The organism is Microbacterium sp. Leaf320, assembly GCF_001423485.1.
GTDB lineage: Bacteria > Actinomycetota > Actinomycetes > Actinomycetales > Microbacteriaceae > Microbacterium.
This window is the reverse complement of sequence record NZ_LMOD01000004.1, coordinates 73,593-86,798: the sequence shown is the minus strand read 5'-3', so window position 1 is coordinate 86,798 and position 13,206 is coordinate 73,593. Positions and strand designations below refer to the sequence as shown.

Here is a 13,206-nt window from a genome sequence, read left to right as displayed (position 1 = left end):
CTGCGCCCGGTACTGGTTAGCTGACGCCTCCGGCAACATTGTCCAGTCCCCTCATCGCTGCGGCGATCTGAGCGTCCTGCACGGCGTTCTCATCCCAGTCCCGCATGCGGTCCTGTTCGATGTCCGTGTACCCGAGGTCCTCGCGTGCCTGCTCGATCGGGAGGATCGAACGGCCCGAGTTGTCCTTGGCCTGGACGAGCTTCACGATCGCGTCGGCTTTCTGAGCGATCGTCGGAGTTGAAGGGTCACGCCACGTCGTCTCGATCATCTTCGGACGTGCGTCCTCAGACCGGCCGAGCTCCATCAGCGCCAGACGCTGCACCATCTCCCAGCGGGTCGACAACGCCTGCTGCTTGCGCTCAGCACGCTTCACCAGCTGCGCTTCCGACGAACGGATCGCATCCGCCGAAGGTGGGTTGTCACCCTGGAAGAGGAGGTAGTGAGAAGGGAGGCCGAGCTGCATCGCGACGACCTGCATGAGCAGCTTCATCGTGTTGTGGAAGTTCGACAGTTCAGCCTCGGGGAACTGCCCGAAGTGAGCCTTGTCGTTCTTGGTGCCCCACATGCGGCCGGCGATCATTGAGAACGTGTCCATCGGCTGGTCGTTCTCGTCGACGAAGTCTCCCTCGTCGAGCCCGGTCGCCCAACGCCGCGGGAGCGCGTGGAATTCAGCCGACACCATCATGTCGCTGGCGATCTTGTTCAGAGCATCCAGCGGGGAGATGATCGGCGAGAACACAGAGCGCCCGAGCCGCTGATCGAACTTCCCAGGCCGAGACCGTCCCAGGACTCGAACGTCGTTCGTGAGCGGGACGAGAGCGCACAGCTTCTGATCGTTCGCGTCGGTGGCGTCGTCGGTCTCTTCGACCCACGTGCCACCCTTCTGGAACCAAGTGACCGTGCTGCCGTCGCCACGAAGCAACGTCATCCACTTCGTCTTGTCCGGGTCAGTCCACTTCTTCAACCCGTGACGAACCTTCTTCGTCCGCGGGTCGTCCTCGTGGATCGCGTCGAACGGCGACTCGATAGTGATGACCGGTGCGTCGCCCGCGGAGTCTCCCCCACCGACCATCGCGTACGCACGACCGAGCGCGAGGCTCTCGCGATGCGCCTGCTGCGAGATGAAGGGCCCGTCGTTCTCCTGCCACGTGTCACGCACGTCCGCATCAGCAGACGAGTTCGCGACCACAGACTTGGTGAACAGCCCGTCAGCGCCGACCGTGGTCCGCTCCGTCGACTGCACACGGAACCCCTCGATGTCGAGGCGGTTGTCGTACACATCGACCGCGAACAGTGCCAGGTTGATGACGATCGGCGACAGCCGGAACCCGAGCTCCTGCTGAAGGATCGGCGACAGGAACCGCAGCGGCTGCTCACCCTCGAAGTACAGGTCGTTCTTCTCGAGCGGCCTCTTCTCCCGGGAGAGGATTCGAGACAGTCGCATTGCGTCATCGAGATCGGTCACGACCGTCCCCCTCTCACCGCCAGACGCGGACCTTGCTGGACTTCTTGGGCTTCCACCCGGAGGCGAGAGCATCCATCGCCGCCTCGTGGGCGAGCACACTGGACATGGCGTAGTCGATCTTTCGGTGGTCTTCCCCGAAGGGCTTCCCGATCACGTACCGCTTGACGCCACTGGTCTTGTCGACCGTGGTGGGGCGGATTCGAGCGTTCCGCATGTGCGTGCGCACTTCTTCGTCGCCGTCGTGGGTGAAGTCCGAGTCGTCGTTGTCGAGGTCGACCTTCAACCGCTCGAGAGCGGCATGCATCGGCACAGGCCGGTTGGTCGCCCACTTCACGAACACGTCGTCACCGAACTCCGCGGCAAGCGAGTCGATTTCGCTGTCGTAGAGGAACGGGTCGAGGTAGACGCGGATCAGGTCGAACCGCTTCGCGATCTCCCGCCACGCGACCATCACTTCACCGCGAGGGATCTGACCACCCCATTCGGCAGGGTTCCAGAGCGTCTTCCGCTCGTCGGGACCGTACGTCGGGGTGAACTGGAACAGATCCGGGAGCAACTCAAGGCGAATGCCGGTGTAGTCGTCGTTGTTCGACCCGTCGAAACCACCAGTGACCGGTGCCCGCTTCGCGAGCGTCCGGCCCGGGGCGGCTTTCGCTTCCCACTGCCCGTCTTCAAGCCACTTGCCGTGGCCGGCGACGAGCCGGTTACCGAAGAACCGCTCAGCCTGTTCCGGATCGCGCTTCATCAGCTTCCGCGCGAGTGCCTCAATCGAATCGAGGTTCACCCACCATGAACCCTCATAGGCGTATTCGTGAATGCGGCGACGGTCAGCGACCTTCTTGTAGTCGAGCGGCCGTCCGTCTTCACCACGCAACGCCTTGTCGGGGTCGCGGTAGAAGATGAACACGTCGGGCTCTTGCGCCTCGAAGATCATCTGCGCGTACGAGTTTTCGGACGGGTCCCACGCGTTTGTGGTCAGGTGGGTGCGACCACCCATACCTGCGGCACCACGCGCCTGCGTGTCCGCGACGTCGACCATCTTGTTCGACTTCGTGTACAGGCCCGCCTCGTCCTGCTCAGCATCCGAGATCGGGTTACCGAGTCGGGACCGCGCAGAGGACGTGACAACGTCGATGCGGTCGAGGTCGTCCTGATCGGACAGCCCCAGGATGCGGATGAACCCCTCACGCACCGCCAACAGGTGACGGAGCGGCCCGAGGTTGATCATCGCCCGCAGCGGCTTGTAGATGTTGTCCGCTTGCTCGGCCGAGTTCGCGGTGATCTGGATCAGGGGCGACGGATGCCGCATCCCCATCGGCTCACCCTCGAGGTACACGTACCGATCGGGGGCGTCTTCCCACCCACAGGGGCAGCCGTTGTCAGCGCAAGAGTAGACCTCACCACCAGCCGCCCACCCGCCGAACACGGACGGGCCAGCTGCTTCGAACGCCACCTGCGACGCCGAGAACGGGCCCTTGCCTGTCTTCTGCGGGGCGACGACGAGCGTCTGCTGGTAGAAGAACGCCTGGTTCAGCACCGGGGGCTTGTCAGGACCGACCAGCTCCGGAGGAACGAACGACGCATCCCGGCGGATGCGGTACCGGTTCGCATGGCACCAGAACTGCCAGTCCGCCATCTGGAACGCACGACCACGGGTGAAACCATCCGGAACCCGACAATGACGCGTGATCCACGCATCACCCAGATCACCGAGCGTCGGAAAGTCAACGACGAACTCAGCCTGCTCCATCGACAGCCCTCAGGCGACGCGGCGCCCTCGAGGATGCCGGTGCCGCTTCCACTTTCTCGTCACGCTTCACGCCAACTTCGTCGACAGCGATCGCCCAGCCGTTCTCCCTCAGACCAGCCGGCGTCAAACCGATCTGATCCCGGTACCGGTGCAGCTGCGCCACCAGAGACGCTGAAGCGGACGGGTCGAGCTCAACAACCGTCTTGAGACGGCAGTACTCAGCCACGATCGGCCACCGCCAAGACTGCATCGACCACGCACACGCCTGCGGGCTGCGCCATGCCTCAGCCCACACCGCGGATTCGCGAGACCGGAACGCGCTCGTTCCACCTTCGTCGAACGACTTCACCTTCTCGCCGTCGACCCTGTACTCCGTGAAGAGCTGGATAGGTTCGAGCGGGAACTCCGGCGCCTCCGAGGTGTAACCCTCCGAAGGCAGAGCCGTCAGCTTGAACCCACGCCGATCAGAACGACCCGAATTCGGGTCAGCCTGAGGGCCAGAACGATTCCGTGCACCACCCTTAGCCATCAGCACGCCACCTCACAGGTCAACGGCCGCGGACGGCCCGAATGGAAACTTCTGAACCCTCCGCACCATAGAAAGGCTTCTCCGGCGGTTCGGTAAGGGATGCCCTAGAGGTCAACCCCCCTATGCCGCTTGGGCGGCGAGAGAGTAGGCCGGCGAGGTCGGTTCATTGTGTGCGAGGTGTCGGTACTCGGGTGCGTGTAGCTCTGTGTCTACAGGTGGGAGTCCGCGACGTTCACGGCTGATCTTCCACTCGCTCAGGGTGAGGTCGATCTTGTCTGCGTTGCAGGCTCGGCATGAAGCCACGAGGTTACTCATGTCGTTGCGTCCGCCTCGGCTGAGCGCGAGCACGTGCTCGGGATCTGGTAGGCCGTCGGCTGGTTGCTTGCAGTATGCGCAGACGTTGCCCTGGCGTTGGTACTGACGCATGATCTGTGAGTACCGGAAGTCACCGGGCGCGTTGTGCTCGAGTGCTCGGCGACGGCGCCTTGCTACTCGCCGTGCACAGCGGTCTGAGCAGTATCGGATTGGTGAGCCGTTGGTCTCAGCGGTGAACGCTATGCCGCAGTCGACGCAGGTTCCGCATGTGAATCGTGTGAGCGGGTTCTTGCCGTCGCACCCTCTGGCGCAACGCTGCTTCGTCTCGACGGCCGTGGCGAACAGGTCGTGGCATCCGATGCACTCGCGTACGAAGAGTGTGGATGAGCGCCCGTACCATCGCGCCCAGTGATCGGCAGGCAGCTCGGTTCGAGGGCTGGTCAGCGCCGCGCCTTTGCATTGGTCTGAGCAGTAGAGGTTCTTGTACCTGTTCGCACGTGCCCGCTCGGTGATGAAAGCCGAGCCGCAGTGTGCGCAGGCGAACTGAGCGGTCGGGTTCGGTGTGCGGTGCTCGGCGTTGTAGTGGCCGATGCAGAGTCCTCGTGCACGCCGCGGCTTGCCGCATCCGTCAATGGTGCACAGTGCGGTCTTGCTGTCGCTTGAGCCGTGTGGCATGGCTTCGTCTCCCATGTCGGTGGGTATGAGTAGTGCCCACCGCCACCGGGGATCAGTCCGGTGCGTGGGCTCTCACCCCGACAGGTGAGCGATCTACTGTTCGTGGGACTTGCGTCCGGCTGCGCTGCGGTTGCAACGGTTGGCGTGCTCTGGTCCGCGGTAGTGGCGACGGTCGTTGTCGTCGTGTCCGAGGTCCCATGGTTCGGTGGGGGTGATGGGTTCACCGCAGCGCCAGCATGTGACGCTGCCGGTTGCTACCTTCGGTGCCCACTGTGCGCGGAGGCGGTCGTGGCCGGCGTCGTAGCCTCGCTGCTGTCGTGTGCCTCGACGCTTCTCGTGTGCGCTGCGGTGTGTCTTGCAGCGCATGCCCTCGTCCTTCGGGATGAGGGTTGGGCATCCTGGCTCGGAGCAGACACGCATGTCAGCCGTCACCCCATGCGTGCATGGGTCGCATGATGCGGGGGCTGACGTGGTTCTTCCTCGCGGCGACGGCGTCGGCGAAGTCTGATTCTTCGCAGAGCATCATGGCCCGGTACGAGGTGTAGACCTCTTGGCAGCCTTCGCACTCGTATGCGTTCATCGTGCCCATTCGCGTGTGAGTAGAGCCGCTTCCCACTCGGTGAGTGGGGTGGTGGCGTGGATGCGGACACCGCATGGGCACGTCACTGTGCCGGTGGTGGGGTAGGTGATGGGTCGGTGGCAGCGTGCGCAGTTCGATGATCTGAGTTCAGTGGCCATGCTGGCGTTCGAGCTTCACGACGAGGGTGATCAGCTCGGGCTTGGTCAGCTTCTTGAGCTCGCGGCGTCTGATGAGGTCGTTGCGTACCGCGTCATGGTTCGGGCCGAGCGCGGCAGCGACCTTATCGTTAGCGCTCATCACTGAGGCCTGTCGTGAAACGCTGGGTGAAGGCGGGGATGCTGGCCGCGTAAGTCATGTCCATGATGCGCTCGCGCAGGCGTTCGGCCGCGGCCTCGTGCCATTCAGTCACTTCGCGTACGTCGCTCACCACGGTCCTTCCGTCATGACTCCCTTGTGCCAGCTGCGGAAGCGCGGCTGGCAGTCGGGATGCGTCCGGACCTCCACGCGGGTGAACACCCATTGGAGGAAGTGTCGGACGTGGTCGAGTGTGGGTTGCTTCATCGCGTAGACCACGATCGAGAGGGTGATGCCGGCGGCGATGCCGAACGTGATCTTCATTCCGTCTCCGTGCATGATTCGGGATTAATGCCCTGTGCGGTTATCACGCGTGGACTTGGTGTCGAAGGTCGATGATCGCTGAGGCTTGGCGGGTCAGCTGTTCGAGGTATTCGGTTCCGTGATGTGCACAGTAGGAAACCGTGTTGCCTGATGGCATGCGTGCGTACAGGTACGCCTTCACGTGCGCTTCCGAGGGGCAGGCGTCGCACTCGTCTGCATCAACGCTGATGACATGCACGATCGTCTCCTCAAGGTGAGGGTGAGGTCGAAGGGAAAGTGTGAAAGGTTGCCCTGGGCCGCAGACAGCAGACTGCGTTGCTCCGGTTTCTCCAACCGGGCCGAGGGTCTTCTGCGAGGGGTGCACCGTCCGACTGCCTGGGCTTCCGTCTGACCTCGCATTGCTCCGGGAGCAGGGCTCGAACCTACGACCCGCGCATTAACAGTGCGCTGCTCTGCCATCTGAGCTATCCCGGAATGTGCCCGCCGCAGCCGAACTGGCTCGGGCGTGTGTAGTTGTCACCCCTATGCACGCCAACAGGTGCGCTCCGGCGATGTAGTCCGGCTCTTCGGGGTTGTGCGCCGCGTTGCTGTGCGGCTGCCCTGCGACCGCGCTAGCCAGGACTGGGGATCAACCGGCACGACGGGAGGGGTTCTTAACGACGAAACCCCCGGATGTGATCCGAGGGTGGTGGGTAGAGAGAACTCAACCTAGATGAACTCTATCAGGCTAGCGGTCACTCTGTTCGACGGTGCCAGCGTGTCGAATGTGATTCTTTCGATGGGATATCCCCATATCGAATCGCCCGATCCGGCATCCCCGGTCGGGTCTGTTCCGTTGGGTGGTCGAATGTGGTGATGTCATCGGCGCGTATCCACCGTCGGATCGTCGACTCGGACACGTTGAAGAGTTTCGGGAGCCAGGCGATCGGAACGGCCGCTTCGTCGAGCTCGTCGGATCTGATGTAGTCGGATTGGGTGGTCACTCGGGAATCCTTTCGAGGATGTCCTTGCAGGTGCCGCAGACGGGGTACTTCGTGAAGTCGCGCGCCGGCCGCCACTTCTTTCCGCAGAGCGCGGTGATCTCCACGCCTTCGAACATAGATCGTTCGATGTCCTGCTTGCGGGCGTAGTGCGCGAAGAGGTCGTGGTCGCCGGCGTCGGTGGTGATCGTGTCGGGCTTCTCGATGGTGTCGGTGCTCATTGGTCGTCCTGGGCGATTGGGGTGGCGTTGAGGATCGCTTCTGCTTCCTCCTTAGTGATGAACGTCACGAGCTCGACGGTCAGCTGGACCTCATCGCCCCATCCCTCCATTCGCCACCCTTCGCGGGTCATCTTCATGCCTGCGTCGGGGAGGACGAACAGGGCGCCGATGCGTTCGGCCTGGTTGTTGCGCTGCTCCTGCGTGTAGTGCGTGATGATCGCCATCACCGATCCTCCTCATAGGGGTCGATCTCGATGCAGCAGTCCGTGCAGTGACGACGCGCGGTCGTGCTGGCGTACGTGCGCTGGTCGACGATGCTGTGTCCGTCGTGGCTGGCCGCGTCGCGGGGAATGTGCTTCCGTTCGAGGGCCTGGTACTGGCGGTCCCACCACTCTGGCGTCTGCTCGAGTTCCCCGTGAGTGGAGTCAAGGTGGACGGTTCTCGCCATACCGGCTGGTTCCTTCACCTTCCGCTTCGCTGACCGTTCGTCTCGCCACATGCTGACGAGCCCCCATACGGCGGGAAGGAGCAACACGGCGATGCCGATAGGCATCAGGTCGATCGCCATGAGCCAGAAGCACACGACCATGAACGGGGCAACCAAGAGAAGCCCCAGCCCGATCCCCTTCACGAGTCCTCCCATCTGCCTCGGCAGTACCACCCGAGAGTGAAGATCAAGATCAAGCCCGGGATGGAGCCGAGCGCTGACGCGAAAACTAGCTGCCACCATTCAGTCATCGCTGTCCTTCTCGATGTCGTGGCATGCGTGTTCACACACGGTCGCTTCGTCGGTGGTGTCGTTCCATGCGTCACCGATACAGGCGGCGCACTTCCCGTCCCTGCAGTCTGGGCTGAGGATGTCAGCCATCAGATGCGTTCGATCCTGTGAGACCCGCGATCCACCGTTCGAACCGTGGAGCGTTGGTGACAAGCAGACCTGTCTCGGCGTCTTCGAGGATCTCTGCCACGTCGCCCGTTGGCCAGGGTGGCGTCTCAAACGGTCGCGATGGGTTTTGTCGGTCGTGCGGGTCGCGTTTCAGTCGTCGCACGTAGTAGGCCCGCTCGGAGTAGACGGGGGTCCCCGGGTGCAAGATGATCCGTGTGGGTTCGGCGTCAGGCATGGTTCTTCTCTCCTTCGGTTCGGATGGTGGCGGCGCGCGCGCGGAGGGCGATCGTCGAGTCGACCACGCCGTTCGCGAACGCTTCGATGCGGGCCGGGTCGCGGGTTCTCCCGGGCCAGTGCGGGAGGTTCTGACACTCTGCATCGAGGTGCTCGGCGGCTCGCTCGAGCGCGGATGCGGCGACCTCGCGTTCGTGCGCTGCGAGCCATGCGTCGAAGTCGGCGCCGTAGCCGTATCGGTGCTCGGTGTACCGCTGTTTCACCTGCTCAGTGCTTGGTGCGTCGGAGGGCGTACTTGATGCGATCAGTCGGGCGACGGATCGCGCGAGGATCTCTGCCGGCGTCGGTGGCGTCGGTGGGGGCATGAGCACCTCGCGCGCCCGTGCGCCCTCGGCGGCGCTAACGACGCCGCGCTGCTCGAGGGCATCCATCACGCGTCCGGCTTCAACCAGCCCGATCCGCATCTTGCGTTGCAGCATCGATGTCGAGCCGAACTGGGTGCTGCGGACGAGCTCTTCGGCTTCGTTCACACGGTCATCGAACGTGGTCATCGTGTGTCTCCTTGGGTTCGGGCGTTATTTGCTCGGCGAGCTGCGCTGAACACCGCAGTCACCTCGGCGTCGTACCGCGCCTTGTTCTCTCGGCGGGCTTCCTCGACGAGCTCCGTTCGGCGCCGACGTGTCTCGGCGTGGTGTTCCTTGTCGTAGTGCAGGTGACATCCCTGGCACATGGCTTTGAGGTTCTCGGGGCGGCAGTCCTCGGGGGTGTGGTTGAGGTGCGCGGTGGTGAGGACCACGCGAGAGCCGGTGCCGTACGCCGGCAGGTGGTGCAGGTTCGGGCACCGGCCCTCGTGCGTGCCGCGTCCGCACTCCCCCTCGCATTCGCACCGCCACCCGGCTCGGTGCTTCGTCTGGGCTGAGATGGTGTCCCAGTCCTCCGGGTAGCGGGCTCGTTCTTCTGCTCGGATGGGCATGTTCCGCCTCACCCGCAGAACGGGAAGTCGGTGCGCGGCTTCGGGGCTCGGAGGCGTTCGAGGTCACGGAGTGCGTCGTCGCGTTCCTTGAGCGCGGCATCGTAGGGGACGCGTGCGCTCTTGAGCGCGGCCTTCGCGCGTTCGAGGCGCTCTGTCGCCTCAGCAATTCCCGGCTTCTCGGTCACTTCTTCTTTCCCTTCGGTCAGCATGTGCACCGCCGGACGATGCGTAAGCAACCGGCACACCGGAGGGCGTAGCCGTCGTGGTCCCACGCGGACATGCGCGTCCCCCATTTCCCGCACTGGCAGCGGGGCGTTGCGCCGCGTCGCGCGAGCTCGGCGTTGAGTGCCGATGTCGACACGCTCGTGAGGTCAGCCACCGAACGGCCCTCCGTTGTCGGTCGAGAAGTCATCGCCCGTGAGGACGACGCCTCCCCCGTGGTGCCGGCCGATGCCGCGCGCCTCGGCGGACTTCGCGCCGACGTTGTACTGGTCGTAGTAGCCCGTGCGGTTCCTCTCCCGGGCCTTCGCCTTGCCCTGCGGTGACCGGATCGGCCACTTCGCGACCCGGTGTCCGGTGGCGGCGTGAGCGTCCGCCGCAGCCTGCCCGATGAGCTTCGGGTTGCATCCGACGACGGTGCACCGCCACCGGTTGTGCTGGTTGCGCTCAGCCATCGCTCTCCGCTCCTTCCTGCTTCACCGGCACCCACGACGCGAGAAGCTCCTTGGCTTCTGCATGCGGGCACTTCTCGCCAGGCTGCAGCGAGAGGTAGCCGTGCGCCTGGCATCCGCCGTTGTGGTCGAACGAGCAGTCGTCCGGATCGGTCATGTCTCGGATGAGCTGCTTGACCTGATCGCTCGGCTCCGGTTCTTCGACTGAGGTGCGGATGCGGTGAAGCTCTTCCGTGTCGAACCGCGCGAGCGCCAGAGAGTCCTCCTGCTTCGCGAGTTCGAGGCGTAGCTCCGCGATCGTCGCGTCCTTTTCGGCATCGTGAGCGGCCAGCCAGCGGTCGAACGCTCGCAGGTTCTCCCTCTGCATCGCCGGGAAACCGACCGGATCGCGATACTCGGCCTCAGGATCGTGGGCATATGCCGAGCGCACCTGCTCCGTCGTCGGCGTGAACTCCGGGTAGTCGCTCATCGCTCTACCTGCCCTTCCTGGCCCTCTCGATAGACCAACGTGTTGACCTTCTCGGCGCCGACAGCGCCGCTCGGATACGACTCCACGAGCCGCGGGTCTTCCCGTTCGAGGCGTCCCCGGACGAGTTCCTGAATGATGCGTCGCGCCTCGCGCTTGTTCGAAGCCTTGACGATGTGGATCATCTCCATCGCTTGAGTGATGCTCACCGAGTACAGCCGCTCAGCCATGGCTCTCCCCTTCCTGTCCGACGACACCAGCAGCACGCAGAGCGGCAATGATGTCGTCCGCCAGATCCCAGGCACTGAAGCTGTCCATCCGCGCCTCGCGAATGAGTCGACGTGCGATGATGCCCCGCGCGTCGGACGTTTCACCCTGCGGCTCCGAGGGCAGATGCCCGTACTCATCCGGCGCATCGCACTGGTCGGCGCGGTGCAGCGTGTAGCAGCCATGGATGTGACGTGGTGCCGAGCACTTTCCTGAGCCGTCGCACTCACCCGGCGCGAACTCGTCCTCGGCGCTCGGCTCCGGCACCTCGGAACCCGACAGTGCATCAAGCGCTTCCTGCACATCGATCGCGGGCGCTTCCCACCCATCCTCGCGCCACTGCTTCCGTGAGAGTGCGCGAGAGAGTGCCGTCTTCGCCTGCGCGATCGCGCTGGGCTCGGAACGACGGAAGCCAGCGAGAGCCGCGCGAAGCCGCTCCCGGTCATAGGTCACGCTCGGCCCCCAGTATGCAAGGGCGACAGCGTTCACCTCGTCGTCGGTCGGGGTGACGTGTGAAGAATCAGCCCCGTTCTTGACACGTTCCGTGGACGTGTCAGATTCCTTCGCATGTCCAGTGGCGTTGTGTGTCTTCTCGGCAGCTTCGAGGGCACCCGCAAGTGTGACGAGTAGAGCGACAACCGGCTCACTCGAGATGCGGTCGGTGATCGCAAGTCGGTATGCCTGTGCGATCAGCGGCTTGTTGTCAGTCATCGGTCTCTCCTTCGGATGCGAGCTTGAGTAGCACGTCGGCATGGCACGGTTCGCCATCGAACGGGCACCAGCACGCGAGGTCTTTCCCCCGCAGCGGGTCGAGCAGAGTCGGGTCGTCGCCGAGTTTCCACCGAATCATCTGCTCGTACCGGCGGACGGCCTCGTGCCGTCCGAACTCTTCGACGGTGAATGGGTTGCCCCACCGGGACGGTCGCGCGACGACGACCGCCCCTTCGGGCTTCCGGTATCCGCGCCGGCGGGAGAGCTGAACACGCTCAGGCACGGGGAACCTCCTTCGGTCGGGCGATCCACTCGCTGAGTTGATCGCGTAGTTCGGTGGCGGATGCTTCGGTGAGGACGGCGTCGCTCAGCGACACGCTCAGGCGCAGGTATGCCGCGACCGTGTCCCCCGACTCGTCGTCGCATCCCGGAACGCACCATGCGGGGATCGTGGCGAGCTCCACGATGGATGTTGGGTCTGTCGGTGATGGGAACCGGTGAGAGCCTCTGTACAGGAGCACTGTGCCGTCGCGATCGCCGTCCTCGGTCTCGCCGATGAGCGGCCATGACGAGTAGATGCTCACTTCGCCTTCTCCTTCCGTGCCGCTTTCTCGCGGCGTTTCATGTCGTTCGCGAACCATTCGATGGCGGGGGCGTAGAGCTTCACCCACGCGTCCCAGGTGAGGGAGAACCCGCAGTCGGGTGTGCGGCAGATGACGAGTAGGTCGTCGCCGAACTGTTCCGGTGCACGTCGCATCAGGTGCGGTTCGTTACACGTCGGACAACGAATCCCAGGGATGGGTCGGAGTTGTGCTTCGGAGTCCTGCCATCGACGGAGCGCCGTGTTCATGCGTCTCAACAGGACGACAGCCCACGTCGCACCCTCGATCGTGTTCACCCACTCATCGACGTCGATGAACACAGCGGCATGCGCGAGACGGATCGCCTCATCGATAGACGCGGACGACGGGATCACCCGGGCACCGAGTGCTTCCATGAGCTGATCGGCCGCGATCCACGGGTCCGGCATCAGGATCGACTTCGTCATCGACGTGTCCACCCGTTCACCGATCGCCGTCGCAGGACGGTCTATGGATCGAAGGTGGGAGATCAACCATGCGAGACGCCCCAGAGCATCACGCACCTGGAAGTAGCACGGCCCACACAGGTACCCGTGGGTTGCCGACCTGGGGATGCACCCACGGCACGCCTCGTCCTCACACGTCGCGTAGTGCGCTTCCGGGATGCGCTCCCCCGCCGGGGTCATCCCCCGGCGCCGGCAGGGGTACGGACGATCCGACCTGTGCAGGACGCTCATCGCCTCCGCGTGGTTGCTGATGCAGAACGTCTGATCGTCACTCATAGGTGACCTCCGGCAGACCCGGACCCTCATCATGGATACCGAATCTTGCGACCTCAGCCTTCTCCTCAGCGGACAGCTCCGGTGCGGGTGTGGTGCTCATCAGAGCCTCCTTGTGATCTGATCGACCGTTTCGGGTCGGAATGGGTTCGAGATGTCGGTGATCTGCACACGGAAGTGCGCGGTCACACCTGGTTGGTGTTCGATGACGAGCCGCGGCTTGTCCATGAACTCCTTCGTGTCGTCCTGGACGATGCGGGCGCTCACGCCGCGGTCGGAACCGATCGCGTCGTAGATCACCTTGCAGAGCGGATCGGGCCCGTCCTCGTCACGCTTGTGCCGCGTCGGCACCACCCACACGACCTGCACCGAAATGCGCTGCAACTTCGGGATCTTCGCCACGCGACACAGGACAGCGACTCGTTCCCGAATCTCCTTCGCCGAACGCGCCTTCACCATGTGGTGGACACGGTCGTTCGCGTGCAGACCCTTCGGCGGGCGTTCG

Annotated in this window: 22 protein-coding genes and 1 tRNA gene; all 23 read right to left on the bottom strand. The window is 64.1% G+C overall.

Annotated features, from left to right (window positions below):
• Nucleotides 1-16 precede the first annotated feature (16 nt).
• Nucleotides 17-1,465, bottom strand: coding sequence for a phage portal protein (locus ASF63_RS13970; protein ID WP_162238891.1), 1,449 nt, complete (start codon nt 1,463-1,465; stop codon nt 17-19).
• A 13-nt stretch (nt 1,466-1,478) separates the two neighbouring features.
• A complete protein-coding gene (locus ASF63_RS18880) occupies nt 1,479-3,215 on the bottom strand; it encodes a hypothetical protein (RefSeq protein ID WP_082478198.1) in 1,737 nt (578 codons plus the stop codon).
• A gap of 649 nt (nt 3,216-3,864) precedes the next feature.
• Nucleotides 3,865-4,170, bottom strand: a complete 306-nt coding sequence (locus ASF63_RS19670; protein WP_162238890.1) for an HNH endonuclease — start codon at nt 4,168-4,170, stop codon at nt 3,865-3,867.
• A 1,291-nt stretch (nt 4,171-5,461) separates the two neighbouring features.
• Nucleotides 5,462-5,611 carry a hypothetical protein gene (locus ASF63_RS19140; protein ID WP_157534370.1) on the bottom strand — a complete coding sequence of 50 codons (150 nt, stop codon included), beginning with the start codon at nt 5,609-5,611 and terminating at the stop codon, nt 5,462-5,464.
• Nucleotides 5,601-5,741, bottom strand: a complete 141-nt coding sequence (locus ASF63_RS19135) for a hypothetical protein (protein WP_157534369.1) — start codon at nt 5,739-5,741, stop codon at nt 5,601-5,603. The genes ASF63_RS19140 and ASF63_RS19135 overlap by 11 nt, the downstream gene beginning before the upstream one ends.
• A complete protein-coding gene (locus ASF63_RS13955) occupies nt 5,738-5,932 on the bottom strand; it encodes a hypothetical protein (protein ID WP_056515216.1) in 195 nt (64 codons plus the stop codon). The genes ASF63_RS19135 and ASF63_RS13955 overlap by 4 nt, the downstream gene beginning before the upstream one ends.
• A 401-nt stretch (nt 5,933-6,333) precedes the next feature.
• Nucleotides 6,334-6,406 (bottom strand) — tRNA-Asn (locus ASF63_RS13950).
• Nucleotides 6,407-6,666: 260 nt separating this feature from the next.
• Entirely contained in the window at nt 6,667-6,915 is a 249-nt protein-coding gene (locus tag ASF63_RS19130) for a hypothetical protein (RefSeq protein ID WP_157534368.1), read from the bottom strand.
• Nucleotides 6,912-7,133, bottom strand: coding sequence for a DUF3039 domain-containing protein (locus ASF63_RS13945; RefSeq protein WP_056515214.1), 222 nt, complete (start codon nt 7,131-7,133; stop codon nt 6,912-6,914). The genes ASF63_RS19130 and ASF63_RS13945 overlap by 4 nt, the downstream gene beginning before the upstream one ends.
• A complete protein-coding gene (locus ASF63_RS13940) occupies nt 7,130-7,357 on the bottom strand; it encodes a hypothetical protein (RefSeq protein ID WP_056515211.1) in 228 nt (75 codons plus the stop codon). Before ASF63_RS13940 ends, ASF63_RS13945 begins: the two co-directional genes overlap by 4 nt.
• Nucleotides 7,357-7,863, bottom strand: a complete 507-nt coding sequence (locus tag ASF63_RS13935; RefSeq protein ID WP_056515209.1) for a hypothetical protein — start codon at nt 7,861-7,863, stop codon at nt 7,357-7,359. The genes ASF63_RS13940 and ASF63_RS13935 overlap by 1 nt, the downstream gene beginning before the upstream one ends.
• 130 nt (nt 7,864-7,993) lie before the next feature.
• Nucleotides 7,994-8,254, bottom strand: a complete 261-nt coding sequence (locus ASF63_RS19125; RefSeq protein ID WP_157534367.1) for a hypothetical protein — start codon at nt 8,252-8,254, stop codon at nt 7,994-7,996.
• Nucleotides 8,247-8,804 carry a DNA translocase FtsK gene (locus ASF63_RS19600; protein ID WP_056515205.1) on the bottom strand — a complete coding sequence of 186 codons (558 nt, stop codon included), beginning with the start codon at nt 8,802-8,804 and terminating at the stop codon, nt 8,247-8,249. Before ASF63_RS19600 ends, ASF63_RS19125 begins: the two co-directional genes overlap by 8 nt.
• Nucleotides 8,801-9,226 (bottom strand): hypothetical protein, encoded by a 426-nt coding sequence (locus ASF63_RS18865; RefSeq protein ID WP_082478192.1) that lies wholly within the window; start codon nt 9,224-9,226, stop codon nt 8,801-8,803. The genes ASF63_RS19600 and ASF63_RS18865 overlap by 4 nt, the downstream gene beginning before the upstream one ends.
• Before the next feature lie 8 nt (nt 9,227-9,234).
• Entirely contained in the window at nt 9,235-9,411 is a 177-nt protein-coding gene (locus tag ASF63_RS19120) for a hypothetical protein (protein WP_157534366.1), read from the bottom strand.
• Nucleotides 9,412-9,597: 186 nt separating this feature from the next.
• Nucleotides 9,598-9,900, bottom strand: coding sequence for a hypothetical protein (locus ASF63_RS13925; protein WP_056515203.1), 303 nt, complete (start codon nt 9,898-9,900; stop codon nt 9,598-9,600).
• Nucleotides 9,893-10,366 carry a hypothetical protein gene (locus tag ASF63_RS13920; protein WP_056515201.1) on the bottom strand — a complete coding sequence of 158 codons (474 nt, stop codon included), beginning with the start codon at nt 10,364-10,366 and terminating at the stop codon, nt 9,893-9,895. Before ASF63_RS13920 ends, ASF63_RS13925 begins: the two co-directional genes overlap by 8 nt.
• Nucleotides 10,363-10,593 (bottom strand): hypothetical protein, encoded by a 231-nt coding sequence (locus ASF63_RS13915; RefSeq protein ID WP_056515198.1) that lies wholly within the window; start codon nt 10,591-10,593, stop codon nt 10,363-10,365. The genes ASF63_RS13920 and ASF63_RS13915 overlap by 4 nt, the downstream gene beginning before the upstream one ends.
• Nucleotides 10,586-11,398: a hypothetical protein gene (locus tag ASF63_RS13910; protein ID WP_157534365.1), complete on the bottom strand. Its 813-nt coding sequence runs from the start codon at nt 11,396-11,398 to the stop codon at nt 10,586-10,588. Before ASF63_RS13910 ends, ASF63_RS13915 begins: the two co-directional genes overlap by 8 nt.
• Complete coding sequence (locus ASF63_RS13905) at nt 11,334-11,624, bottom strand: DUF4326 domain-containing protein (protein ID WP_056515193.1); 291 nt, start codon at nt 11,622-11,624, stop codon at nt 11,334-11,336. The genes ASF63_RS13910 and ASF63_RS13905 overlap by 65 nt, the downstream gene beginning before the upstream one ends.
• Nucleotides 11,617-11,925 carry a hypothetical protein gene (locus tag ASF63_RS13900; RefSeq protein ID WP_056515190.1) on the bottom strand — a complete coding sequence of 103 codons (309 nt, stop codon included), beginning with the start codon at nt 11,923-11,925 and terminating at the stop codon, nt 11,617-11,619. The genes ASF63_RS13905 and ASF63_RS13900 overlap by 8 nt, the downstream gene beginning before the upstream one ends.
• Complete coding sequence (locus ASF63_RS13895) at nt 11,922-12,389, bottom strand: hypothetical protein (RefSeq protein WP_157534364.1); 468 nt, start codon at nt 12,387-12,389, stop codon at nt 11,922-11,924. Before ASF63_RS13895 ends, ASF63_RS13900 begins: the two co-directional genes overlap by 4 nt.
• Nucleotides 12,390-12,803: 414 nt before the next feature.
• Complete coding sequence (locus ASF63_RS13890; protein ID WP_235560804.1) at nt 12,804-13,103, bottom strand: hypothetical protein; 300 nt, start codon at nt 13,101-13,103, stop codon at nt 12,804-12,806.
• Between the last annotated feature and the right edge of the window lie 103 nt (nt 13,104-13,206).

Bases quoted from the DNA above. Each gene is read 5' to 3' on its own strand.
- ASF63_RS19600 (WP_056515205.1), bottom strand. From the start codon at position 8,804: ATGACCACGTTCGATGACCGTGTGAACGAAGCCGAAGAGCTCGTCCGC.
- ASF63_RS13935 (WP_056515209.1), bottom strand. From the start codon at position 7,863: ATGGTGGCAGCTAGTTTTCGCGTCAGCGCTCGGCTCCATCCCGGGCTT.
- ASF63_RS13925 (WP_056515203.1), bottom strand. From the start codon at position 9,900: ATGGCTGAGCGCAACCAGCACAACCGGTGGCGGTGCACCGTCGTCGGA.
- ASF63_RS13940 (WP_056515211.1), bottom strand. From the start codon at position 7,357: ATGGCGATCATCACGCACTACACGCAGGAGCAGCGCAACAACCAGGCC.
- ASF63_RS13955 (WP_056515216.1), bottom strand. From the start codon at position 5,932: ATGAAGATCACGTTCGGCATCGCCGCCGGCATCACCCTCTCGATCGTG.
- ASF63_RS13910 (WP_157534365.1), bottom strand. From the start codon at position 11,398: ATGGCGAACCGTGCCATGCCGACGTGCTACTCAAGCTCGCATCCGAAG.
- ASF63_RS19140 (WP_157534370.1), bottom strand. From the start codon at position 5,611: ATGAGCGCTAACGATAAGGTCGCTGCCGCGCTCGGCCCGAACCATGAC.
- ASF63_RS13945 (WP_056515214.1), bottom strand. From the start codon at position 7,133: ATGAGCACCGACACCATCGAGAAGCCCGACACGATCACCACCGACGCC.
- ASF63_RS18865 (WP_082478192.1), bottom strand. From the start codon at position 9,226: ATGCCCATCCGAGCAGAAGAACGAGCCCGCTACCCGGAGGACTGGGAC.
- ASF63_RS13895 (WP_157534364.1), bottom strand. From the start codon at position 12,389: ATGACGAAGTCGATCCTGATGCCGGACCCGTGGATCGCGGCCGATCAG.
- ASF63_RS19125 (WP_157534367.1), bottom strand. From the start codon at position 8,254: ATGCCTGACGCCGAACCCACACGGATCATCTTGCACCCGGGGACCCCC.
- ASF63_RS13915 (WP_056515198.1), bottom strand. From the start codon at position 10,593: ATGGCTGAGCGGCTGTACTCGGTGAGCATCACTCAAGCGATGGAGATG.
- ASF63_RS13920 (WP_056515201.1), bottom strand. From the start codon at position 10,366: ATGAGCGACTACCCGGAGTTCACGCCGACGACGGAGCAGGTGCGCTCG.
- ASF63_RS19670 (WP_162238890.1), bottom strand. From the start codon at position 4,170: ATGCGTCAGTACCAACGCCAGGGCAACGTCTGCGCATACTGCAAGCAA.
- ASF63_RS18880 (WP_082478198.1), bottom strand. From the start codon at position 3,215: ATGGAGCAGGCTGAGTTCGTCGTTGACTTTCCGACGCTCGGTGATCTG.